Annotated in this window: 24 protein-coding genes; 18 read left to right on the top strand and 6 right to left on the bottom strand. The window is 37.6% G+C overall.

All coding sequences use genetic code 11. The annotated features are described in order from the left end of the window. The first annotated feature begins 45 nt into the window (after nt 1-45). The 4 genes from SKC36_RS10105 to SKC36_RS10090 all read left to right on the top strand — a co-directional run bounded on the left by SKC36_RS10105 (nt 46) and on the right by SKC36_RS10090 (nt 2301). Entirely contained in the window at nt 46-1167 is a 1122-nt protein-coding gene (locus tag SKC36_RS10105; RefSeq protein ID WP_459465787.1) for a DUF1624 domain-containing protein, read from the top strand. Nucleotides 1168-1251: 84 nt separating this feature from the next. After that, a complete protein-coding gene (locus SKC36_RS10100) occupies nt 1252-1461 on the top strand; it encodes a toxin-antitoxin system YwqK family antitoxin (RefSeq protein WP_459453713.1) in 210 nt (69 codons plus the stop codon). Nucleotides 1462-1579: 118 nt separating this feature from the next. Next, nucleotides 1580-2092, top strand: coding sequence for a DUF2975 domain-containing protein (locus SKC36_RS10095; protein WP_459453714.1), 513 nt, complete (start codon nt 1580-1582; stop codon nt 2090-2092). 2 nt (nt 2093-2094) lie between these two features. After that, a complete protein-coding gene (locus SKC36_RS10090; RefSeq protein ID WP_459453715.1) occupies nt 2095-2301 on the top strand; it encodes a helix-turn-helix domain-containing protein in 207 nt (68 codons plus the stop codon). 45 nt (nt 2302-2346) lie between these two features. Here the strand turns inward: SKC36_RS10090 and SKC36_RS10085 are convergent, their stop codons facing one another. From SKC36_RS10085 to SKC36_RS10075, 3 genes are read right to left on the bottom strand one after another with little or no spacing between them, the layout of a single operon-like run. Beyond that, nucleotides 2347-3732, bottom strand: a complete 1386-nt coding sequence (locus SKC36_RS10085; protein WP_459453716.1) for a TolC family protein — start codon at nt 3730-3732, stop codon at nt 2347-2349. Further along, nucleotides 3722-5035: an HlyD family secretion protein gene (locus SKC36_RS10080; protein ID WP_459453717.1), complete on the bottom strand. Its 1314-nt coding sequence runs from the start codon at nt 5033-5035 to the stop codon at nt 3722-3724. The genes SKC36_RS10085 and SKC36_RS10080 overlap by 11 nt, the downstream gene beginning before the upstream one ends. A gap of 1 nt (nt 5036) precedes the next feature. After that, a complete protein-coding gene (locus tag SKC36_RS10075) occupies nt 5037-6665 on the bottom strand; it encodes a peptidase domain-containing ABC transporter (RefSeq protein ID WP_459453718.1) in 1629 nt (542 codons plus the stop codon). 127 nt (nt 6666-6792) lie between these two features. Here SKC36_RS10075 and SKC36_RS10070 point away from each other — a divergent pair, with 127 nt between their 5' ends. Continuing rightward, nucleotides 6793-7473, top strand: coding sequence for a TetR/AcrR family transcriptional regulator (locus SKC36_RS10070; RefSeq protein ID WP_459453719.1), 681 nt, complete (start codon nt 6793-6795; stop codon nt 7471-7473). A gap of 13 nt (nt 7474-7486) precedes the next feature. Here SKC36_RS10070 and SKC36_RS10065 read toward each other — a convergent pair whose 3' ends face one another. Continuing rightward, on the bottom strand, nt 7487-8689 hold the full coding sequence (locus tag SKC36_RS10065; protein ID WP_459453720.1) for a multidrug effflux MFS transporter: 1203 nt from the start codon (nt 8687-8689) through the stop codon (nt 7487-7489). A gap of 119 nt (nt 8690-8808) precedes the next feature. Here SKC36_RS10065 and SKC36_RS10060 point away from each other — a divergent pair, with 119 nt between their 5' ends. From SKC36_RS10060 to SKC36_RS10040, 5 genes are all read left to right on the top strand, one after another. Continuing rightward, nucleotides 8809-9747 (top strand): DMT family transporter, encoded by a 939-nt coding sequence (locus SKC36_RS10060; protein ID WP_459465786.1) that lies wholly within the window; start codon nt 8809-8811, stop codon nt 9745-9747. Between the two features lie 37 nt (nt 9748-9784). Further along, entirely contained in the window at nt 9785-10372 is a 588-nt protein-coding gene (locus SKC36_RS10055) for a TMEM175 family protein (protein ID WP_459453722.1), read from the top strand. Nucleotides 10373-10480: 108 nt separating this feature from the next. Then, complete coding sequence (locus SKC36_RS10050; protein ID WP_459465785.1) at nt 10481-11407, top strand: MBL fold metallo-hydrolase; 927 nt, start codon at nt 10481-10483, stop codon at nt 11405-11407. Nucleotides 11408-11421: 14 nt separating this feature from the next. Beyond that, a complete protein-coding gene (locus tag SKC36_RS10045) occupies nt 11422-11958 on the top strand; it encodes a DUF2911 domain-containing protein (protein ID WP_459465784.1) in 537 nt (178 codons plus the stop codon). A gap of 118 nt (nt 11959-12076) precedes the next feature. After that, a complete protein-coding gene (locus SKC36_RS10040; RefSeq protein WP_459453725.1) occupies nt 12077-12940 on the top strand; it encodes a ChaN family lipoprotein in 864 nt (287 codons plus the stop codon). 6 nt (nt 12941-12946) lie between these two features. On the opposite strand, the gene SKC36_RS10035 is transcribed toward SKC36_RS10040, so the two are convergent. Both SKC36_RS10035 and SKC36_RS10030 read right to left on the bottom strand, forming a co-directional pair. After that, nucleotides 12947-13732 carry a PhzF family phenazine biosynthesis protein gene (locus tag SKC36_RS10035; protein ID WP_459465783.1) on the bottom strand — a complete coding sequence of 262 codons (786 nt, stop codon included), beginning with the start codon at nt 13730-13732 and terminating at the stop codon, nt 12947-12949. Between the two features lie 121 nt (nt 13733-13853). Then, nucleotides 13854-15464: a carboxylesterase/lipase family protein gene (locus SKC36_RS10030; protein WP_459465782.1), complete on the bottom strand. Its 1611-nt coding sequence runs from the start codon at nt 15462-15464 to the stop codon at nt 13854-13856. Between the two features lie 196 nt (nt 15465-15660). Between SKC36_RS10030 and SKC36_RS10025 the strand changes: the two genes are divergently transcribed. The 8 genes from SKC36_RS10025 to SKC36_RS09990 all read left to right on the top strand — a co-directional run bounded on the left by SKC36_RS10025 (nt 15661) and on the right by SKC36_RS09990 (nt 22777). Then, nucleotides 15661-16380, top strand: coding sequence for an NUDIX hydrolase (locus SKC36_RS10025; RefSeq protein WP_459465781.1), 720 nt, complete (start codon nt 15661-15663; stop codon nt 16378-16380). 78 nt (nt 16381-16458) lie between these two features. Continuing rightward, nucleotides 16459-17010: a pyridoxamine 5'-phosphate oxidase family protein gene (locus SKC36_RS10020; protein WP_459453729.1), complete on the top strand. Its 552-nt coding sequence runs from the start codon at nt 16459-16461 to the stop codon at nt 17008-17010. Between the two features lie 2 nt (nt 17011-17012). After that, nucleotides 17013-17471, top strand: coding sequence for a hypothetical protein (locus tag SKC36_RS10015; protein WP_459465780.1), 459 nt, complete (start codon nt 17013-17015; stop codon nt 17469-17471). 55 nt (nt 17472-17526) lie between these two features. Then, complete coding sequence (locus SKC36_RS10010) at nt 17527-19194, top strand: PQQ-dependent sugar dehydrogenase (protein WP_459465779.1); 1668 nt, start codon at nt 17527-17529, stop codon at nt 19192-19194. 55 nt (nt 19195-19249) lie between these two features. Then, entirely contained in the window at nt 19250-19549 is a 300-nt protein-coding gene (locus SKC36_RS10005) for a rhodanese-like domain-containing protein (protein ID WP_459465778.1), read from the top strand. Between the two features lie 143 nt (nt 19550-19692). Further along, nucleotides 19693-20106 (top strand): OsmC family protein, encoded by a 414-nt coding sequence (locus tag SKC36_RS10000; RefSeq protein WP_459453733.1) that lies wholly within the window; start codon nt 19693-19695, stop codon nt 20104-20106. A 137-nt stretch (nt 20107-20243) separates the two neighbouring features. Then, entirely contained in the window at nt 20244-21401 is a 1158-nt protein-coding gene (locus tag SKC36_RS09995; RefSeq protein ID WP_459465777.1) for a Gfo/Idh/MocA family protein, read from the top strand. Continuing rightward, entirely contained in the window at nt 21401-22777 is a 1377-nt protein-coding gene (locus tag SKC36_RS09990) for a Gfo/Idh/MocA family protein (RefSeq protein ID WP_459454000.1), read from the top strand. Before SKC36_RS09995 ends, SKC36_RS09990 begins: the two co-directional genes overlap by 1 nt. Nucleotides 22778-22828: the final 51 nt, after the last annotated feature.

The following is a 22828-nucleotide window of genomic DNA, read 5'->3' as shown; positions in this document are numbered from 1 at the left end:
AAAAGAATTTACAATGCTTAAAATATACTTTCTAATATCTAGAAAATGCTTTTAAAAAGAGTAGAATCCATCGATTTTTTAAGGGGTATGGTAGTGATTCTCATGTTACTAGATCATGTGAGGGATTTGTTTCATATCCATGCTATTGATCAATCTCCCACGGATTTGGCCGTAACCAGTCCTTCTATTTTTTATACTCGTATCATCACCCATTTATGCGCCCCAATTTTTGTATTTCTAGCCGGAAGTTCAGCTTATTTGGTCTATCAAAGAACGGAAGATAAAGGGCAATTTCGGCTACGTATGATCCGCCGTGGGCTAGGTTTAATTTTGCTGGATTTAACGGTTGTTAATTTTGGATTGTTTGTTGATATTCATTTTGGACTAATACTCATTGACGTGTTAAGTGCCATAGGGTTTTCCATGGTGATCATCGGACTGGTTCATGGTTTTTCAACCAGGCAAATTTTAGGTTTGGCTATTGGTATTATCTTAATTCAGCAAGCCCTTTTGTTACTTCAACCTTCGTGGCTTCAGGCGCTTTCATTTTTAATTAGTCCCAATGCCTTTCCATTGCCTAATGGAACCCTTCTAGTTGTAGGTTATCCGCCGCTAGCTTGGTTAGGTATATGTTTATTGGGTTTTTCACTAGGGTATTATTTTAAGGAGAAATCGGATAAGGATTTTTGGAAAATGGGGCTAGTCTTTTTAACCGTATTTTTGGCGGTTCGATTCCTAAATTTAGGAGGAGATTCTCCGGCTTTAACTGATGGGACATGGGTCAAACAAGGTATGTCATTTTTCAATGTTTCCAAATATCCACCAAGCTTGAGCTTTACCGCCTTAACCTTAGGCATCATGTGTTTGTTGGTAAATTTACGTTCGGTTTTAGGGAAAAAATTAGTTGAAATTATTTCAAGTTTTGGACGAGTACCGCTATTCTTTTTTGTTAGCCACTGGTTTGTCCTCCACCTTCTTTTGTTTATTTTCATTTTTAATCAAGGCTTTCAGTGGGCTGATTTGGCATTCGGCTTTCAATTAAGTAGACCTAAAGCTTTTGTTGGATTGAGTCTTTCAGAAGTCTATATCATTTGGCTTTTAGTGGCATTATTCTATTATCCCATTTGTCGGTATTACTACCAATGGCAAGTGAAGAATAGAAATTAATGAGGTTATTTTTTAGGTCAATATTCTCCTTCATGAGGGAAGACCTATGGGCATGCTTTAACTAAGATTTAAACCGTACTAATTATGGAGGAAAAATATGAGCTTTTTCATCGAGATGGATCACTTTGGGCAAAGGGCCAGCATATCCAAGGTATTTATACGGGGTATTGGGAATGGTATCGAAAAGACGGTACCATTTTGCGCTCGGGTTTTTTCAATCAAGGTAAACAAACGGGCGAGTGGACTACCTATGATAAGGAAGGAAAGGTATATAAAGTGACGCATAAAAAATAAGGTTCTTGTTTAATAGCCATCCTTATCATCAATAAAAATTTATTGAAAATTATTATAAATTTATTGTTTATCAATAAATATTGTTTAAAATTTGCAAAACAATTTAAACAACAAATTAATGAAAACGAAAACACAGAGTATTTTAACCGTCATGAATGTGCTTTCTTGGGTCGCATTCATAGGCCTAATGATTAAATGTGGGGCTATACTTTTCACTTTTGCCCTGAGTCTATTCAATGAAATAGTCGCCAAAGATCTTTACGAAGGATGGAATTTGTATGAGCTTAAAAAATCGAGTTTAGTGGATTATAGCTTGGTGATTGCCTTGACAGCTGGCCTTTTGGCCATAAAGGCCTATGTAGCTCATTTGGTCATTAAAACCTTATCAAAAATTAATTTGTCCAATCCATTTCAATGGGAAGTCGCAAATTTGATGGAAAAAATAAGCATTATGATTTTGACTCTTTGGCTTTTATCTCTTGGCTCTTATGCTTATCAAGAGTATTTAGAGCTACCCAATTTAGAATGGAATGGAGGGGAAACACTTTTTTTGGCGGGGGTGATCTTTATTTTTGCCCAAATCTTTAAAAAAGGAATTGAGATACAATCAGAAAACGATTTAACTGTATAGATATGCCTATTGTTGTAAATCTAGATGTCATGATGGCAAAAAGAAAAATGTCTTTAAATGAACTATCCGAAAAGGTCGATTTAACCTTATCCAATTTATCCATATTAAAGACAGGGAAGGCTAAAGCCATTCGATTTAGCACTTTGGAGGCCTTATGTGAGGCTTTAGAGTGTCAACCGGCTGACATCCTAGCTTATCAAGCATCTTAGGGGAAAGAAGAGACAAAAGGCAAGTCGGTTTCTTGCCTTTTTTATTTAAATCAAAAGGCCGGCACTTGCTTGTAAGGCATAGACGGTTTTAAATAAATAGGCCTTTAGGTCCAATAATTTCTCAGCAGCCTCTAAGGCCTTTATCTCTCGGCTGTTGATTAAAAACAAGGATGATTCCCCTTGAGAAAATTTAGATTCTTCTGCCTTGGTTAAAGCTTGGTAACTGGTAACAGCTTTTTCCTGGGTTTGTATCTGTTTCTTAAGATTCTGAAATTGATTGAAATAGCTGTTTATTTTGATTTGGATCTGCTGTTTTTTCTGTGATAGTTGGATGGTCGTTTCCTCCACCTTCAACTTGGCGGTTTGGTATTCTCCTCTTCCAGATGAAAGCCGCAAAGGAAGTTCAAACTTGATTCCATATTGGTAATTATTAGCAAATAATGCACCAGCATTGGAGGAATATTTATCCTTCATGAGGTGATTGTATTGAAGGTCAATTTTGGGTAATAAACTTTGAAACTTTAATTTTTTCTCCACGTTAAGCCCTTCAATTTTGAAAAGATAGGCTTGTATTTCAGGATGAAAGGAATCAACTTTTTGTAAAATAGAATTCAGGTCTAAATCAAAATTAGAAAATAGACTAAAATCTCCCCATACTTCGGCTGGGCTTACGTCTTTTGTTAAGATGTTAGGCGTATTATTTTCTTGCCAGAGAAAGGCTGAAAGCTGAAGCGTCGAATTTTCATATTCTACCATTTTGGCTAGGTTTTGATTGTCCATGTACATGAACTGTGTGCTGGCCTCCAAGGTATCCACAGCGGGTCTATCACCTAATTCTACACTTCTTCTGACAAAATCTACTCGTTTTCTAGCCGCCTCTAAGTTTTGGTTCGTAATTCGTAAGGCTTGATAACATTTTAACCAATGCCAATAGGCCTCCATGGCTTCTAAAAACAATTGATTCAAAACAACCCTTTGTTCGGCAAAGGCCATTTTATTCATCAATTTGGCTTGTTGCAAGGCGGCTCTTCTTTTATCCATCAAGAGGTTTTTAGCCACAGGAATTTGAATTCCAATGTAGCTAGTTTGCCCCATGGTTTGGCTAATATCTAAACGATTTCCTTGTAAGTTTTCTACTCCCGCATTAAGCTCAATTCCATACCAAGTAGGAATACTAAGTTCAGGGGCATTGTATTGGTAATAACTGGCACCATCCAAGGTTTTACTCGCAATATAATGCCTTAAAATAGGATCAAACGCACCTCTTGACGCTAGAATTTGAGCATCAGATTTACGGATATCAATCTGGGCTTGACGCGCCACTGGATGATATTTTTCTACAATTTTTAAAAACGCTTCTGGATGCAAGGTTTTGTTTTGCGCCCAAGACAAATTGGCCAGTAATAAAAACCAAATAATATTACTTTTCATAGGCAGTATTTTTATCTTGTTTAGCATGGTAGAAATCAGGAGGGAAGCCATTGATATTTCTCCATAATTCATACCAAAGAGGTACATCGTTTAACAAAATAATACCCTTAACCCCTGCACCAATTTTTATCTGCTTGGGCCATTTTTTAAAACGGGCGTCCTCTTGAACTATGACCCTAAAAAGGCCGTTTTCATTGATGGCATTTTCTACTACCAAAATCTTACCAGCGAAGGTACCAAAACTTTGCTCAGGCCATCCTCCAGAGAAAATAATGGCCGGGAAGCCATCGAATATGAATCTGATGGATTGCCCAGGAGAAATGAGGGGCAAATCTACAGGCCTAACAAATACTTCTACGGCATAATTTTCATTTTGAGGAACAATACTCAAAAGTTCTTCACCCTCTTTGATGATTTCCCCAATACCCGTTTTTTTACCCTGTACAATTTGGCCACTTTGAGGGGCTAAAATATAGTACATGCCATTTCTAATGGAATAATTGGTGACTTGGTTAGCTAGTTTAGCTACTTCCCCTTTATTGGTTTCTATTTGTCCTAAACTTTGTAACCTTTCACTGTCTGCTTTATTGATTTTTTCATCGTATTCTTGATCCACACTTTTCAGTTCTATTTGTGTGTTATTGATTTCTTGAATAGTCTGATTTACCTTATTTTCAGACATGATTTTTTTGGCTAAAGCATTTTGTGCTGAAACGTTTCTTTGTTGGTATTGAGTCTGTGAAATCAAACCTTCTTTATACATCTGCTGATAACGGTCCAATTGATCTTTCGCCAAGTTTTGCTCATTGGTACTCGCTACTAATTCAGCTCTTTCGGCATTGATTTTTTGCTGAAGTTGAATCAACTTATTCGCTAGCTGACTTTTCTTTAATGTTTTTGATTGTTTTAAATTAGCTATTTGTGCTTCCGTGGCTTTTACTTTTTGGATGTAGTATTCCAATGACCCTTTTTTCGCGTTTAATTGGTCTTGGGTTCGACCAATTAAATTAGGATCTAAGTAATCATCCTTGATCTCACTTATTCTAACTAGGGTGTCTCCTGGTTGAACGATGTCTCCTTCTTTTACCCACCAATTCGTTATTTTACCGGCTATCGGGCTATAAATTTTTTGAGGCTTTTGTTCTTGGTATAGGCTAGTAATATTTCCTTTGGTTTGAATATTTTGAGTCCATGGAAGAAAGATAATACCCAAGCTAATTAATAAAAGCCCGATAATCCAAAAGCGTATTTCGGTACTTTTGCCTTGCTGATAGATTAATTTAAATGACTTAAAATTTTCCATGTTATAAGTTGATTTGTTGATCAGTGGCACTTACATAATCTGGGTCATTCGACACGATGATGGTTGTGGCTTGATTCGCCGGGTTGATCAAATAGCTTTTCAGGCGTTCGGCACTAGGAAGATCTAGCCCACTCCATGGTTCTTCTAAAAGAAGTAAATTTTTGGAACCACAAATAGCCCGAAGTAATAATATTTTTCTGATGATGGTTTGGGGCGTTTTTTTGCCTATTGGCTCTATTTGATGGTCAAATCCTTTCGGGAAATGGGAGATGAAATTCTCAAACCCCAATTTTTGAGCAGTTTCCATTATGACTTTGGGACTTATCTCTTCTTGTCCTAGGCTGATATTTTCCCAAACAGTTCCCCCAAAAATTTCTTGGCCATGTAATAAAACACCTGTATGTTTTCTTAAACTGGCTAAACTATAATTTTGAAGAGGGATGTGGTTAATTAAAATAGACCCTTTAAAACTCTGATAATTTCCTGTCAGTAATCTTAAAAACATGGATTTACCAGCGCCTTCTTCTCCCAACACAGCCACTTTTTCCCCTGCTTTAATGTGCAAGGAAAGGTTTTCAAAAATAGGGCTACCTGATGGGAATTGGAAAGACAATTGGTTAATTTCTATTTGTATCCCTTGCGCAACATTTAGCTCAAGTTCACCAGAAGATTCCATGGGGCTTTCTACCACGCTAGCCAATTTCTCTAAGCCTGTAATCACATCATAAGCACTGTCTAGACTAGTGATCAATTTTTCAACGGCACCTATTACCATCAAAATCACAATTTCTGCAGCAATGAATTCACCTAAGTTGATTTGTTGATTAATTAATAAATAGGCACCTAAGGAAAGGGTTAAAATGGTCAAAACGACTTTAAATGTGACTAAGGTTTTATACTGAAATAATAATACATGAAAGTGCTTAGTTCTAGCTAACAGATATTGACTCACATTATTATCTGTTCTATCGATATTTAAGTTAGAGCCCTGGCTGAATTTAAAAGACTTGACAGTTCGAGCGATTTCACTAAAGAAATTAGCTACGCCATATTTATAATTAGATTCCTCTATGCTGGTTGCAATACCCACTTGACTAGTTCCGTACAATATAAAAACTAACGTGAGTAATAAGGCTATACTAAATACGATGAAAAATGGATGGTATAAAGACAATAAAATCGTTCCAAAAAGAATCTGTACACTCGCCATAGGAATGTCTAGCAAAATCTTTGCGAATCCTTTTTGAATATTGACAATGTCAAAGAACCTAGATACTTTTTCTGGGATGAAGTATTGGTCATTTTTCATCAAATCCATTTTGGGGATTTTAACTGCAAAGTCATACGAATATTGAGTGAATATTTTTTGTTGCAATGCCTCAATAATCTTCATTTGATTGATTTGGAGCAGACCTACTAAAAATACACCCAATACGATTAAAAAGATTAAAATGTAGATGGAGGTAACCATGGTGGCACCCATTACCAGACCTATGATGGACTGTACACCCAAGGGAAGACTTAAATTCACTAAACCACTTACTATTGAAAACAAATAAATGGATGTGATCTCTTTTTTATGATCACCGACCAGTTTGCTTATTCGATCAATGGGTTGTTTTTTCATCATACATGCTTATTTCTCAGACAAAATTAAAACACTTTTTTAAATAATAGTAATACTATTACGAATAAAATTAAAAAATGTTTTGAGATAGTATTTCTATCATTTATGTTTGTAAAATATTTCTAAGGGCATGGACTATTCATTAAGCTTTAAGGTCAATGATAAAATCTACTTGCGAGATCCAGAAAGTACTGAACTGGGGAAGCAAATAGTGAAACATTCCATAGATTTAATTTTTCAATTGGGTTTTGAACATTTTACGTTTAAAAAACTCGCGGTTGAAATGAATACGACCGAGGCGACCATCTATCGTTACTTTGAAAATAAGCATCGCCTCCTTCTTTATATTCTAAATTGGTATTGGTCTTACATGGAATATTTGGTGGTAATCCAGCTAGAACCTATACAAAATTCAAAATCTAAGTTAGAAAAATTAGTTGAGCTTCTAACGCGTGCTTTGCCCGAGAGTATTGGTCAGACGGATTATAACAAGAATTATTTACATCAAATAGTGGTCTCAGAGAGCAGCAAGGTGTATTTGGTTAAAGAAGTTAAGGAAATCAATCAACATGAGGTTTTTAAACCTTACAAGGATTTATGTGAGCGTATTTCTAGTTTGATACAAACCTATGACTCAAATTATTTATATCCTCACTCTTTGAGTAGTACCTTGATAGAGACCTCTCATTCTCAATTATTCTTTAGTATGTATTTGCCAAAATTGACGGATTGTCAAAACGAGAATAAGCAAATATTTGTAGAAAAATACCTCAAGGATTTACTTTTTACTTTGCTTAAGAGTACTCATTAATACCGTCAATAGCTTAGGCTTGAACAGGCTGAAAGTATTTTTTCCCCAGTACAAATAAAATAAAATTGGCAGATAAGGCGCAAAAGACCATGATGATAGCCATGGTAAAAGGAGTACCATCAAAAAGTAACCCTAGTAAGGTTGCGCAGATAGATCCCCAGGCCATTTGCATAGCCCCCATCATGGCAGAGGCCGCACCAGCCCCTTCATGGAAAGGTTGTAAAGCCAGACTGATGATATTCGGAAATACTAAACCCTGACAAGCCAAAATCAAGAAAAGAAGTAGGATATTGATTTGAATATTAATCAATCCAAATTTAGATAATAGGGCAAGGGTAATCCCCAATATTAACTGAAGGGGTAAAACAAAAGAAAGAACTTGTTGGCTACTGAAACGTTTTAATATCCAGTGGTTAAACTGACTAGCACCAATAATCCCAGATGCCACCATGGCAAATATCCAACCAAATTGCTTTTCATCAGCATGGTAAAAATTCAAAAAAGTAAGGGGGGCACCTGAAACAAAGGTAAAGATACAACCGGAGCCTATGGCCCCTGAAATAGCGAAAGTTAAAAACTGTTTTTCAGGTAAAAGTGCCACGTAGGAGGTTAAAATACTTCCCAATTTAAATGGCCCTTTCGGGTGTTTATTGATTTTTTCTGGTAACCAACTTTTGATCAAGAAAATGATGAAAAGCGTAATAATTCCCAACAATACAAAGATGATGTTCCAGTTAGTAATTGTTAAAAGCAAACTACCTAAGGAAGGAGCTAAGATGGGAGAAACCCCCAGAATTAGCATCATCAAGGAAAGAATTTTAGGTCTTTCGGCTTCTTTAAATGTTTCTCGAATGATGGCGTTAGGGGCAACCATTCCAATACTTCCACCAATGGCCTGAAAAAAGCGCCAAATGATGAGTTGTTCCACGGTGAAGGAGAATGCTGAGCCGAATGAACTGATGACGTAAATACTTAGTCCAATGTATAGGACATTTTTTCTGCCATAATGGTCTAGAAGGGGCCCATTGACTAATTGCCCTAGACAAATACCAAAAAAGAAGCTAGATAAGGTATAGCCCATTTGTTCTTGAGAACAATGCAAGGCTGCCGCCATATTTTTAAAGGCAGGCAAATACATATCAATGGATAAGGGCCCTATCGCAGATAGTATTCCGAGAATTAATATAATTTTGGTCCGATTTGACTTTTTTGACATGTAGTGTAGGTATTTTTTATCTAGAAAAGGGACGCAAAATTAATCCCAAAATATGGTTTTCAATAGTTTATTTTAAAAGAAGATTTCTTTTCTTTGTTAGCAAGGCAAGAAAAGCCATTGTGTTAATCAATATTATCAAAGGGGATTATGGCATTTCCCTACCAGCCCCTCAGCTAGATTCCATGAAAAATGTCGCTTTTGGCCTTTTATTTGCTATGTTGTGGTCATCTGCGGCAGTGGCCACAAAAATGGGAATTCTTTCGGTTCATCCCTTTATTTTAGCCAATGTTCGCTTAGTTTTTGCAGGTATTTTTATTTTGTTTATCTCTTATTTCTTTCGGCCCCAACATCGGATAAAACCGAGCTGGAAAGAGCTGAGGCAATTATCCTTTTTTGGCTTATTTAATTCCACCATTTACCTAGGAGCCTTTGTCATGGCTATTAAATTCCTAAGTCCGGGGATTGGTAGTTTGGCCACCGCTACAAATCCTATATTCATTACTATTCTTTCGGCTCTTTTGTTACAAAGAAAACCTCAAGTAAAAGAAATGGGAAGTTTAGTACTAGGCTTAGCCGGAATTTTGATTGCATCTTATCTCCAATTACAAGTAGAGCCGGCCGTATGGAAGGGTTTGGTGATTTTAATTGGTGGTATTATCACCGTTTCTGCGGCTACGGTTTATTATGTTCGAACAGATTGGAAGTTAAATTCATTGGTTATTAATGGTTGGCAGGTTTTATTGGGTGGAATTTTCATGTTGCCATTTACTACCAGTTTTGCTTCATTTCAGGAGGCAAATTTTGATCTACGCTTTTTGTTTGCAGTAAGTTGGTTAATCATTCCAGTGTCTATTATAGCCTTATGGTTATGGTTTTATTTGATTGATCAAGACCCCATTTCAGCCTCATTATGGATTTTTCTTTGTCCCCTATTTGGCTACTTTTATGCCTATCTATTTAGTGGCGAAACTATTACCATTTACACGCTTATAGGAACGGTTATTGTAATTGTGGCTTTGTATGTAGGTAAAAAACAAATGCCCAGTTCGTCAGATTAGTTCAAATTTTTTATACCTTTCCAAAAATTGTATTCCTGTGACTACCAATCGTTTAGAAGCCTTTAGTGATGGGGTATTAGCCATCATCATTACCATCATGGTTTTGGAATTAAAAGTTCCTCATGGAGCAAGTTTTGAGGCATTGGAGCCCTTAATGCCTAAATTTCTTTCCTACCTGTTTAGTTTTATTTATGTGGGGATTTATTGGAATAATCACCATCATATGTTTCAAGCCATAGAACGGGTTAATGGGAAAGTTTTATTAGCCAATTTGGCTTTATTATTTTGGTTATCTCTATTGCCATTTGTTACGGGTTGGATGGGAGAAAATGACTTTGCGAAAAATACAGTAGCCTTATATGGTTTTGTTTTATTGATGTGTGCTTTAGCCTTTTTAGTATTGGAAAAACTAGCCATTAAACATGAAGGACATGAGTCGACCATCGGTCAAGCACTAACTGACCGGTGGAAGGAGAGAATTTCTACGGGGGGCTATTTTTCCGGTATAATAATCGCCTTTTTTTATCCCATGGTAAGCTTATTGATATTTTATGGGATTGCCATTTTATGGATTATTCCTGATTCAAGAATTGAACAGGCATTAAATAAAACTCCCGAAAATTGATTAATTCCCATAAAATAGGGGGATTTCGTGAGATTACTTTATGTTTTGGTCTCAAAAATTAAAGCCATTGGTATTACTCAATTACATTTGAATTTAAACGTAATAGAAATGATAAAACGTCGACAGTTTATTCAAGGCTCTGCCAATACCTTGTTGCTTTCATGTCTTCTAGGGTCAAAATCATCCCTTTTTGCACAGTCATCTTTATATCAAGGTCCAGCTTTTACCTGGAAAGAATTACGTGGGGGTATTTCTCTTTTTAGTGAAAGAGGGGGTACCATAGCGGTATTGAAAACTAAGGATGGATATGCAGTAGTCGACACACAGTTTCCTGACCAATCCCAACATGTTATCGATGAGTTGAAAAAACAATCCGATCAGAAAATTCAGCTATTGATGAATACCCATCATCATGGGGATCATACCAGTGGGAATATTGCTTTTAAAGGAATAGTTAATCGAGTGGTGGCTCATGAGAACTCATTGAAAAACCAAATCGCCGCCGCCGCACGCGCAAAAACAGAGGACAAACAATATTATCCTACCGAAACCTTTCAAGATACCTGGACAGCTAAAATCGGTAAAGAAAGAATTAGGGCTCATTATTTTGGGCCGGCACATACTAACGGAGATGTGGCCATTCATTTTGAGCATGCCAATGTTGTCCATTTAGGTGATTTATTCGGCAATAAGCGGTATCCTATCATCGATCGAAGTGCAGGAGCTAGTGTGGCTAATTGGATTCATGTGAATGATAAAATTCAAAAGCAGTTTGATAAGGACACCATTTTTACTTACGGTCATGCCTTTAACCCAACGGAAATTACCTGCAAAAAAGAGGATTTACTGACTTTAACCGATTATTTAGAAAAATTAATTATTCATGTATCTGCCGAAATTAAAAGTGGTAAAACAAAAGAGGAAGTCATGAAGTTAAGCGCGGTAAATGGAGTTCAAGGAATGAACGGAGATTTCTTAAAGAATAATTTCCAAATGGCTTATGAAGAATTAACAGAAAAAAATACTAAACAATAAACACCCATAATCGTATGAAAATCAACACATTTTTAAAGCCTATTTTAGCTGTATGCTGTCTTTTGATGGTGACAAGTAGTTCATTTGGACAAGATGCACCACGTCCACCACAAAGCCCTAAAGTAACGGTAACTGGAACTATTGGAAAAGCCAATGTTTCGGTTGTCTATAGCAGCCCATCTGTAAAAGAAAGAAAAATTTGGGGAGAATTAGTGCCATTTGGTAAAGTTTGGAGAGCAGGGGCTAATTCAGCCACAATCATTGAAACCGACGCAGATTTGAACATTGCTGGAAATACCTTAGCAAAGGGTAAATACAGTATTTATATGTTGCCAAGTGAAGGTGATTGGCAAGTGATTTTCAATACAGAAGTAGGTCAGTGGGGCATCAAAAGAGGAGGCGAAACAACCAGAAATCCAGAAAAAGATGCCTTTACGATTACTGTCAAAACAAGTAAATCTGATTTTAAAGAAGCCTTGGAATATAAGTTAGTTCCTGCTGGACTTGCTTTTGGATGGGAAAATGTAAGCCTATTAATTCCAATAAAATAAATTTACACCGTAGTTCTATCTAGAAGCGGCCATTTTTGGCCGCTTTTTATTTTTATAGTAGTCATGTATTTTGATGTGTAAATTTTTTCTAATTTGAAGAAAATCAACAGCTAAAGAAATGATGAATTTGACAAGGCGAATCTGCTTATTGCTAATACTACTTTTTCCTGCCGGCCTTTTCGCACAAGATAAACCTGCTTACCGCTTATTTAATGCCCAAGGAAAGGAAGTTTCCTATCAGAAAATGATCAAGCATTTACAAAAACAAAACGTAGTGCTCATTGGGGAATTACATAATAATCCCATCAGTCATTGGTTAGAACTAGAGATTGTTCAATCCTGTTTTTTACAGAGAAAAATCATATTAGGAGCTGAGATGTTTGAACAAGATAATCAAGGGGCATTGTCGGCCTATCTAGCTGGAAAAATTTCAGCCAAGGGTTTAGATTCTAGCGCCAGACTTTGGAAAAATTATAAGACAGATTATGCTCCCTTAGTAAATTTTGCTAAAGAAAATCAAGTCCAATTTATTGCGACAAATGTGCCCAGAAAGCATGCTAGTATGGTCTCTAAGGGCGGTTTCGAATCTTTAAATGCCTTAAGTGAAGAGGAAAAATCTTGGATAGCTCCTTTGCCCATTCCCTACGATAGCCAATTACCAGGCTATCAAAAAATGATGACAATGATGGCAGGACATGCCACCCCCAATATGCCTAAAGCTCAAGCCTTGAAAGACGCCACGATGGCTCATTTTATTTTGAAAAACTGGTCAGAACCTCAGCTATTTATTCATGTCAATGGCTCCTACCATTCAGAGAATTATGAAGGAATTTCATGGTATTTAAGGTTAGCTAAACCAGAAATTAAGATAGCCACGATAGCCACAGTTAGTCAAAAAGATATTAAAAAACTGAGCCCCGAAAACAGTCAAATTGCGGATTATATTATTTGTGTAGTGGAGGATATGACATCTACCTATTAGTGGCTTTTAGACAAAAATTTCGCCCTGTAAATACAAAACGCAAGTCCCACTTATTTTCACCCGGTCACCTAGGAGTTCACAGGCTAAATCACCTCCTCGAGGGGAAAGTTGCTTGGCTTTCAGTTGGGTTTTATTTTTTTGTTTTACCCAATATGGCATCAGGGTGGTATGCGCTGAACCAGTAACAGGATCTTCATTGATCCCTGATTGTGGCCCAAAAAATCTAGAAACGAAATCGACCTCATTCCCGGGTGCGGTGATGATAATCCCGCGGGCAGGTAATTTTGCGATTTCAAGAAAATCAGGTTTCATCTTCGCTATTTGATCTTCGTTTTCATAGACAAATAGAAAATCAGTTTTACCCCTGAAAACGTCCTTGGTGGTGATATCCAATCCTTTAAACTCATTCCAATCAAAATCAATTTGTTGGATGTCATCTGCAGGGAAATTCAAGGTTAGTAAGTCGCCATTTCTAGCAACACTTAAATGCCCACTTCGAGGTGAAAAAAATACGATTTCATCAGAAACGATGCCTAAGTGATGATATAAAACAAATGCTGCAGCCAGGGTGGCATGACCACATAAATCCACCTCTACACTGGGAGTAAACCATCGGATGTCAAATTTATCCCCATTCTTAACGATAAAGGCGGTTTCTGCTAAATTATTTTCTGCCGCAATTTTTTGCATTAAGTCCGAATCCAACCATTGATCTAAAGGGCAAATGGCGGCAGGGTTTCCTGCAAACAATTGATTCGTGAATGCATCTACTTGGTATAAGGGTAATTTCATGGATGTACATTTAATCCCGTAAAATTATGGATCTATGGGAGATTAATATACCCACTCATCCCATTTTAGTAAACAAAAAAGCCCCGACTTTCGTCGAGGCTTTTTGCTAGGTAGAAACGGCTTAATTCGTTTTTACTAATTCAAATAATTCTTTGTCCATTTGAGGTTTAACGACACATGAATTATCAAAGTGCATGGTTGAGGTATTTGATGTATTGTAGGTAGGCCATGTAGGCAATCCTTTGTGATTTGGATTTCCTAAACGAGCGAAATTAATCCAAGCTTGACTCATTTTATCGGCTAATGCGTAGGCTTCTTTAGTACCTCCTGTCATCTCTTCACAACGAGCGATGTTATTAAAACAGAAAGGAAGTTCAACGCAGTGTATGGCCTTGTATTTTCCATCAAAAACGGGAGATTGCCAGGTGAATAAATACATATACACGGGAGCACCACCAGCCACTGCAGATTTAATGTTGGCTTGGTCTACTGCACCAGGTCTGAACCTAGTGTCTACGTCCATTAAATCAGTTGGTTTGGTATCAGCAGGATAAGCTTTCTTCACAGCAGCTTTATATGCTTCTGCCTTTGCACCATAGGTTTTTTGAAGGTATGCTTCTACTTCCGCCATGGAAGCATCATGGCTTATACCTGAAAAAAGGGTTGGCATAAATTCATTTTTCACTGTTCCAATCAGCAAAGGGACTTGTTTGGATAATTCCATAGCTTCTGCTGACATGGGTTGATAAGGTAATAAATTGGCATCGATACTCGGACCCCAGCTCAAGCCAAATCCACCCACAACTTTTCCTGCTGCTTTTAATTTAGCAGAAACCGCTTGCAAGGCTTTTTGACCCGCTGCAGCTAAGGCAGAGAAAGGAACTTTTTGTAAACTATCCACCTTAGACTCATCGATATGCAAGGCATTTAATACTTCCTTGGTGATGGCTTGGGTTACCGACTTATCCTGCATATTGGTGGTAAAGGCACCACTTTGATTGATGGCTTTATGGAATAAACCTTTAGCAGAAGGCATGGCCATTAGGGTATTTACTTTTGCCCCGCCACCAGATTGTCCAAATATGGTCACATTTGATGGATCGCCACCAAATTGACTGATATTTGCTTTTACCCATTCCAGAGCAACTTTCATGTCCAAAACAGAATTATTGGCGGAGGTTTTATATTTATCCCCGTAAGCGGATAAATCTAAATACCCCAAAATGTTTAATCGGTGATTGATTGACACCACAACTACATCGCCTTTTTTCGCTAAATTTTCCCCATCATATGAAGGTAATTCTTGTGAAGATCCTGAAGTAAATCCACCTCCATGTATCCAGAATAATACCGGTCTTTTCTTACCGTCATTGATACCCGGAGTCCAAACATTGACACGCATGCAGTCTTCATTGGGGTAACCCCAAGAGTGATTGTAAACAAATTCGGATTCATCAGCTACTTGGGTAGTTGGCGTCAATAAATAAGCAACAGGGCCATAGCTGGTAGAACTGCGTACCCCATTCCATGGCTTGGGTTTATGAGCTGTCTCAAATCTACCCGCCTCCGCATAAGGAATTCCTTTGTAGGTATAAATACCCCCATGCACATAACCGCGTACTTTACCGGCATCTGTTGATACTACGGCTACATTTTGCCCCGTAGTTACCTGAGCTTGTAGTGACATGCCCGCTAATAGGAATAGGCCTACTAATAAACTAGCTTTTTTCATTTTTGTATATTTTAAATTTTAGAGAATTTCAACTTTAAATCATCTTGACACGCTATTTTCTCTTTGTATCAATTTGATAATTTAGCCAAATGTAATAAAATATTTTGATTTTCTATTTTTTAGAAAATCACTTTGATAAAAACATTTTCTTCTTAAAATTTGTCAATAAATTAGTGTTGAAATAAATCAAAATTCTTTGAAATCCACCAAACATATTGCTCAACTGACCTTGGATTGTGTCATTTTTGGCTTTCATCACAAGAAACTCAAGCTTATTTTAAGCAAACTCAAGTTAGCGGAGGAAATATATGCACTGCCAGGAGGATTTATTTTACAAGAAGAAGACATAGAAGATGCGGCAAAAAGAATATTATTTGAAAGAACAAGCATCCAAGATGTGTATTTGGAGGAATTTGGAACTTTTGGTCGGGTTAATCGTATGTCTGATGAAGAATTCCAACTCTTTTCTGGTTTAGCCAAAGAGCTATATCCTGATGTAGAACCTCCGGTTAACGAGGAAAATAAAAAAATGCGCATCATTAGTATTGGGTATTATGCCTTGGTTGATTTTGAAAAAGTGATACCCAAAAAAATTGATTTAGATGAAAGTGTTGGCTGGTATGATATCAATGAATTGCCAAAATTGATTTTTGATCATCAAGAAATGGTTCAAAAAGGATTGAAAGTGCTTCAAGAAAATTTAGATAAAAAATTACTTTTCAATAACCTATTACCCGAGACCTTCACCTTGAAGGACATTCAAGAATTATATGAAACGGTGTATGGAAAAGCATTTCCTGCCAATAACTTTCAGAAAAAAATGTTGGATTTACAGATATTGGAGCGGCTCGACAAAAAATTTACGGGAGCTAAGAGTAAAGCACCATATTTATATCGTTTGAAATCCAATAAGTAAGCTTGGTGGAAACAGTGATAAACGCTTAGTTTGAGCACCGGATTTAATCTTATATTTGTTTCAAATAATACCAATCATATGGGCAAATTTTATGATTCCATTTCAGAAGCTCATCGCGAGTTTATCGAAAAACAACATCTTTTTTTTGTAGGCACTGCACCGCTTCAAGGAGACGGTCGGGTAAATGTTTCACCTAAAGGATTAGAAGCATTTCGGGTGATTGATGAGCATACCGTTGCTTATATGGACATCATTAGTTCGGGTAACGAAACCTCTGCGCATACCCTAGAAAATGGGCGAATAACCTTCATGTTTTGTTCCTTCGATAAAACCCCCAACATTTTACGTTTATATGGAAAGGGCTTTACCGTTTTGCCAAATTCGGCCCTTTGGGAGCAGTATGCGCCCTATTTTACTATTTTTCCAAGTACCCGACAAATTATTGTAGGGAAGATTGATTTGGTTCAGACCTCTTGTGGGTATGGAGTACCCCTGTACGAATACCAAGGAGAAAGAGATATACACTTTACCTGGGCGAATCAAATGGGTCCGGAAAAACTAAAAGAATATATGTTGGAGAAAAACCTGAAAAGCCTAGATGGTTTACCTACTGATTTAAGTCGTCATTAGCCATGTTAGATCCTTTATTTAAAAAACTTGCCTATAAAAACCAGGCTGAACTTTTAGTTTTGAGCGCACCAGAGGCTTTTTATAAAGTGTTAAAAAATGTACCTGAAGAGACCGTTTTACTCCATTCCTTGGATCAGGTAAAACAAGTGACTTATGCCTTGGTTTTTGTAAGTTCCAAGGCGGAAATCCAATCCTTTGTCAAGGCTTGTCAAGGCAAAATTTCTGGAGATGTGGTTTTATGGATGTGTTATCCCAAAGGAAGCTCTAAAAAATACAGCTGCGATTTTAATCGAGATCAAGGTTGGGAACCCATGGGAGAGATTGGATTTGAGCCAGTTAGTCAAGTGTCTATAGACGAAGATTGGAGTGCCTTACGATTTAGGAATGTGCATTTCATCAAAAGCTTAAAAAGAAACCCTGACCACATTCTCTCGAAAGAAGGAAAGACAAGGATACAGTAATTTAGGGGATTTCTTTTCTTTGCATGGAAAAGCCTCCTTTGGCCATATTTGACCTATGAAAATTTTTATATTACCCTTAGCTATTTTTCTATTCGTTTTTTCCATCTCCATTACAGTTCATTCTCAAAATCTTAGTCGAGGAGCCCAAGTATTCGATCAAAATTGTGCCAATTGCCACAACTTTAAAGAAGATGGTATTGGCCCACAGTTGGGAGGCTTAAAAGGAATTGTAGACAAAAAATATTTATTGGAATTTATTAAAAATCCGAAAGCATTGATCGACGCGAACGTCGCAAGGGCTCAAGACAAGTACAAGAAATTCAAATCCTATATGCCGGGATTTAGCCACTTGAATCCCCAAGATCTTCAAGATGTGATAGCCTATATTTTGGAGAAACCAAGGCCAAAGAATTTGGGCCATAAAGCTAGTTTAGGATTAGAAAATCCAATACCAGAAGGCATACCATTTTCAGGCGAAAAGTTAACGATTAAAAAGATTTTAAAGTTTCCTTATACCCATACGCCTCAGTTGAATACACGGATTAATAAAATGAGTTATCATCCCATCACTCACGAACGTGTTATTTCTGATTTGCAGGGGAAGATTTATTTATTGGATTCCCAAAACCAGTTGACAGAATTTTTGGACATGGGCAAACATTTTCCTCATTTTACCAATAAACCAGGCATGGCAACGGGTTTAGGGAGTTTTGCATTTCACCCCTTATTCGCTCAGAATAAGCTTTTTTATACGACCCATTCTGAGCCTGAAGTTAAGGGTATTTCTGATTTCACTTATGGAGATAGTCTTCGGGTTAAATTACAATGGATTATTACGGAATGGACGTTAGACGATCCGAATGCTAAGGTGTTAAGGGGTAAATCCAGGGAAGTGATGCGCGTTAATGTGATTGACCAGATCCATGGTATGCAAGAAATATGCTTTAATCCTTATGCCAAAATGGGGGACCCTGATTTTGGATTACTTTACATAGGATTAGGCGACGGTGGGGCTTTGGAGCAAAGGAGAGGTTTTATTCCTAATAATAGTGAACATGCTTGGGGTAAAGTCTTGCGCATTGACCCATTGGGAAGAAATAGTCAAAATGGCAAATACGGGATACCCGCATCCAATCCCTACGTAGGGAAAAAAGGATTGGATGAGGTTTTTGCTCAGGGATTCCGAAATCCGAATCGAATTTCTTGGTTAAAAGATGGACGAGTGATAGTGTCCAATATAGGCCAAAGAAACATTGAATCTTTGTATTTGTTGAAAGCGGGCAAAAACTATGGTTGGCCATTAAGGGAAGGCACTTTTGCCATTGATTCTACGCTCAGCACAAATACGGTATTTCCACTCCCAAAAAATGATGCTAAGATGGGATATACCTATCCGATAGCTCAGTTTGACCACGATGAAGGTAACGCCATCATGGGTGGATTTGAGTATACCGGAAAAGCAGTACCTAGTCTTCAAGGCAAATATATTTTTGGTGAAATTGTTCGGGGAAGAATATTTTATATACCTATTTCAGAAATCAAAGTAGGAAGCCAAGCTCGGATTCGAGAATTTCACCTTCAAATGGATGGCAAGCCAGTTACCTGGAAAGACTTGATTCAAGGTAATAAAGTTGATTTGAGACTGGGTCAAGACGCTCAAGGAGAAATTTATATCATAACCAAAACGGATGGTATGTTATACCAAATTGTCTCTTCCAAGTGATAAACATCACGGCAGTTTATTCTTGAAATTCATTCCTTTGCGGAAAAATTAATACATGATACCATCAATCTCAATTGATCAATTGAAAGAAAAATTGAAACATCAAGAATCGCTATTGCTTTTGGATATTCGAAGCAAAGCAGAATTTGATGCTCGACATATTCCTAATGCCATGCATGTGCCAGGGGAAGACCTTCCTCAAGGCTTACCTCCAAATGCGAATCAATCACTTTTGGTGACTATTTGCGGTAAAGGAGGAGGCAGGTCTGAACAGGCTGCTGAAAAATTAATTTCATTGGGATTTCAGGCTAAATTTCTAGAAGGAGGAACCAAGGAATGGTTTGAAAAAAGCTGATTAGATTAAAATCATTCATCTGAACTTCCTGCCAATTTAACTTTCGTTGATTTCCTTAAATTAGCTGAGTTAACATGGATTATTGTAAGAGAAATAGAGTAATATTGGAAAATATTGATTGTCTCAAAACTAAATAAAAAGTCATGATAAGAAAAGCAAATGCCGTTTGGCAAGGAACAGGGAAAGAAGGTAAAGGAGTACTTACTACCCAAAGTGGGGTATTAAACCATACCCAGTATTCTTTCAATACGAGATTTGAAGATGGTATAGGGACTAATCCTGAAGAATTGGTGGCCGCTGCCCATGCGGGCTGCTTTGCCATGAAACTAAGTTTTAATCTAACAGGCGCTGGATTTCCTCCCAAAGTATTGGATGTTCAAGGTGAAATTAACATGGAAGAAGGGTCTATCATAGAATCTCGATTGATACTAAAAGCTACTGTGCCGGGTATTGACCAAGATACTTTTTTAGCACAAGTAAAAGATGCGGAGGCTAATTGCCCCATCTCTAAATTATTAAAAACCAGGATTGTGGTGGACTCAACATTGACTGTTTAATCCAAGGTCATCTAGATATTAAGGCTTACTTAGGTAAGCCTTTTTCTTTTTCCATTGATTAAAAAAAGGGTTGTTTTCAGTAAGAAAACAAATATTATTACTTTTAGAATTAGTATCACAAAACTGGAATATACCCCATGAAAGAAAATGCTTCTAACCGTAGGAAATTTTTGCAAGATGCCAGCCTGTTATCAGGTCTAGCTTTTATGCCATCGATGCATGGCCCCATCAAAGATGGCACGTCCTTGTTTGTTCCTAAAGTTCAAGAAAAGATTATTGCACCACGTTTAAAATTTGGTGTTATTGGAATCAATCACGGGCATATATATACCATGGCTAATTCCATTATTCGTGGAGGAGGGGAATTTGTATCTTATTATGCCAAGGAACCTGAGTTAATCAAAGATTTTGCCAAGAAATACCCGACTGCTAAACTGGTAAAAAGTGAAGCTGCCATCTTGGAAGATCCATCTATACAGTTGGTTTTAAGTTCTATTACACCAGTAGAAAGAGCACCATTGGGCATTCGCGTAATGAAAGCGGGTAAGGATTATATGGTGGATAAGCCGGGTATCACTACCTTAGAACAATTAGCGGAAGTACGTAAAGTTCAAAAGGAAACGAAGAGAATTTACTCCATTTCCTATTCTGAGCGTTTTGAAAACAAAGCGACCGAAAAGGCAAGTCAATTAGCTCAAACAGGAATTATCGGAAAGGTTGTTCAGACCTTAGGTACAGGGCCTCACCGTATGAGTATTCCATCTAGACCTTCCTGGTTTTTTGATAAGAAATACTTTGGAGGCATCATTACAGACATTGGCTCGCATCAAGTAGATCAATTTTTACATTTCACAAAATCTACCCAAGGGCAGGTTGTGGCTTCTCAGGTTGCCAATCACAAATACACTCAATATCCAAATTTTGAAGATTTTGGAGATTTGATGTTGCGTGGAAATGGAGGTTCGGGATACATTCGGGTGGATTGGTTTACCCCAGATGGGTTAAATACTTGGGGAGATGGTCGATTGACGATTTTGGGAACTGATGGATATATGGAGGTTCGTAAAAATACGGATATAGCTTCTCCACATGGAACAGGAAGTCATTTATATTTAGTGACCAACAAAGAAACTTTGTACATTGATTGTAAAAATGTGGAACTTCCACATGGAGAACTTTTGGTTAATGACGTGTTAAATAGAACCGAAACAGCTATGACACAAGACCATTGTTTCTTAGCAACGGAATTGGCACTTATAGCACAAAAACAAGCTACTAAAATATCGGCTAAATGATGAAAAGGAGAAAATTTATCAATAACATTGCCCTAGGGGCTGTTGGAACTTTAGGGTTCCCAAGCATTGTACCTGCTCATGTATTGGGCGGAAAAGATGCTCCAAGTAACAAAATAAACATTGGTCAAATAGGTTGCGGACGTATTGCACGTACCCATGATTTACCTAGTACATGGAGGTATGAGAAAGCCAGAATCATGGCTGTTTGCGATGTAGATCGGAATCGTACGGTAGACACTAAAAAATTGGTGGAAGAATACTATACGAAGAAGACCGGGCAAAGCAATTATATCGACGTGAAGATGTATGACGATTACCGTGAAATGTTATTGAATAAGGACATTGATGCGGTGATGATTAGTACGCCTGACTTTTGGCATGCACAACCGGCCATGGAAGCAGCTTTAGCAGGTAAAGATATTTATTTACAAAAACCCACTTCTTTGACCATAAAAGAAGGCCGTCAATTAGCAGATGTCATTAAAAAAACGGGTAGAATTTTGCAGGTGGGTACTCAGCAACGTTCCACTAGTCAGTTTAGACGCGCTGCTGAATTGGTAAGGAATGGTCGAATTGGAAAGTTGCATACCGTTAAAGTGGGTTTACCGGGTGATCCTAGTGGTCCTGTAGTTCAAGCCATGCCAGTGCCGAAAGGCTTTAATTATGACATGTGGTTAGGCTCGACACCATATATCCCTTATACCGAATTAAGTGTTCATCCTCAAGTAGGGTATGACAGACCAGGCTGGTTACGTATGGAACAGTTTGGCGCAGGTATGATTACGGGTTGGGGACAGCACCATTATGATTCTGCGGCTTGGGGTATGGATACGGAATTAACAGGCCCCGTGTCTGTTCAAGCCGTAGCCGAGTTTCCTAAATCAGGAGTTTGGGACGTTCACGGTGACTTTATGGCAAAGGCAGAATATGCTAATGGCGTGACCATGTATACGAGTGGAGGATTTCCAAATGGTATCCGATACGAAGGTACCGAAGGCTGGATTTTTGTTTCCAGAGGAGATTATTCCGCCACACCAACTGACCCAACCTCAAAAGTTAGGGCAAAGGCCATTGATGCTTCCAATCCTGCCATTTTAGAATCTGTCATTGGAGAGAAAGAAATACATTTATATCACTCAGATGAGCAGCATGGCAACTGGCTTGATTGTATTGAAAGTAGAAAAGAGCCTATCTCTCCAATCGAAATAGGTCACAGGGCTTGTACGGTTTGTTTAATTACTCACGTAGCCATGAAATTGCCTCGTAAATTGAATTGGGATCCTAAAAAAGAACAGTTTATCAATGACGCGGAGGCTAATCGTTTCTTGAGTCGTGCACAAAGAGCACCGTATGGAACGGATCGTATCAAGTTTTAATAAATTAGGTTTATAAGTTTATTGATTAAATAAAAACGCCCCTGAAATTCA

The organism is Aquirufa sp. OSTEICH-129A, from assembly GCF_054558355.1.
The sequence above is the reverse complement of the archived record's forward strand: the minus strand, read 5'-3'. Positions and strand labels throughout refer to the sequence as shown.

Excerpts from the sequence above, each read along its gene's own strand:
- SKC36_RS10105 (WP_459465787.1), top strand. The coding sequence starts at position 46 with ATGCTTTTAAAAAGAGTAGAATCCATCGATTTTTTAAGGGGTATGGTA.
- SKC36_RS10100 (WP_459453713.1), top strand. The coding sequence starts at position 1,252 with ATGGAGGAAAAATATGAGCTTTTTCATCGAGATGGATCACTTTGGGCA.
- SKC36_RS10095 (WP_459453714.1), top strand. The coding sequence starts at position 1,580 with ATGAAAACGAAAACACAGAGTATTTTAACCGTCATGAATGTGCTTTCT.
- SKC36_RS10090 (WP_459453715.1), top strand. The coding sequence starts at position 2,095 with ATGCCTATTGTTGTAAATCTAGATGTCATGATGGCAAAAAGAAAAATG.
- SKC36_RS10085 (WP_459453716.1), bottom strand. The coding sequence starts at position 3,732 with ATGAAAAGTAATATTATTTGGTTTTTATTACTGGCCAATTTGTCTTGG.
- SKC36_RS10080 (WP_459453717.1), bottom strand. The coding sequence starts at position 5,035 with ATGGAAAATTTTAAGTCATTTAAATTAATCTATCAGCAAGGCAAAAGT.
- SKC36_RS10075 (WP_459453718.1), bottom strand. The coding sequence starts at position 6,665 with ATGATGAAAAAACAACCCATTGATCGAATAAGCAAACTGGTCGGTGAT.
- SKC36_RS10070 (WP_459453719.1), top strand. The coding sequence starts at position 6,793 with ATGGACTATTCATTAAGCTTTAAGGTCAATGATAAAATCTACTTGCGA.
- SKC36_RS10065 (WP_459453720.1), bottom strand. The coding sequence starts at position 8,689 with ATGTCAAAAAAGTCAAATCGGACCAAAATTATATTAATTCTCGGAATA.
- SKC36_RS10050 (WP_459465785.1), top strand. The coding sequence starts at position 10,481 with ATGATAAAACGTCGACAGTTTATTCAAGGCTCTGCCAATACCTTGTTG.
- SKC36_RS10045 (WP_459465784.1), top strand. The coding sequence starts at position 11,422 with ATGAAAATCAACACATTTTTAAAGCCTATTTTAGCTGTATGCTGTCTT.
- SKC36_RS10040 (WP_459453725.1), top strand. The coding sequence starts at position 12,077 with ATGATGAATTTGACAAGGCGAATCTGCTTATTGCTAATACTACTTTTT.
- SKC36_RS10035 (WP_459465783.1), bottom strand. The coding sequence starts at position 13,732 with ATGAAATTACCCTTATACCAAGTAGATGCATTCACGAATCAATTGTTT.
- SKC36_RS10030 (WP_459465782.1), bottom strand. The coding sequence starts at position 15,464 with ATGAAAAAAGCTAGTTTATTAGTAGGCCTATTCCTATTAGCGGGCATG.
- SKC36_RS10020 (WP_459453729.1), top strand. The coding sequence starts at position 16,459 with ATGGGCAAATTTTATGATTCCATTTCAGAAGCTCATCGCGAGTTTATC.
- SKC36_RS10015 (WP_459465780.1), top strand. The coding sequence starts at position 17,013 with ATGTTAGATCCTTTATTTAAAAAACTTGCCTATAAAAACCAGGCTGAA.
- SKC36_RS10010 (WP_459465779.1), top strand. The coding sequence starts at position 17,527 with ATGAAAATTTTTATATTACCCTTAGCTATTTTTCTATTCGTTTTTTCC.
- SKC36_RS10005 (WP_459465778.1), top strand. The coding sequence starts at position 19,250 with ATGATACCATCAATCTCAATTGATCAATTGAAAGAAAAATTGAAACAT.
- SKC36_RS10000 (WP_459453733.1), top strand. The coding sequence starts at position 19,693 with ATGATAAGAAAAGCAAATGCCGTTTGGCAAGGAACAGGGAAAGAAGGT.
- SKC36_RS09995 (WP_459465777.1), top strand. The coding sequence starts at position 20,244 with ATGAAAGAAAATGCTTCTAACCGTAGGAAATTTTTGCAAGATGCCAGC.
- SKC36_RS09990 (WP_459454000.1), top strand. The coding sequence starts at position 21,401 with ATGAAAAGGAGAAAATTTATCAATAACATTGCCCTAGGGGCTGTTGGA.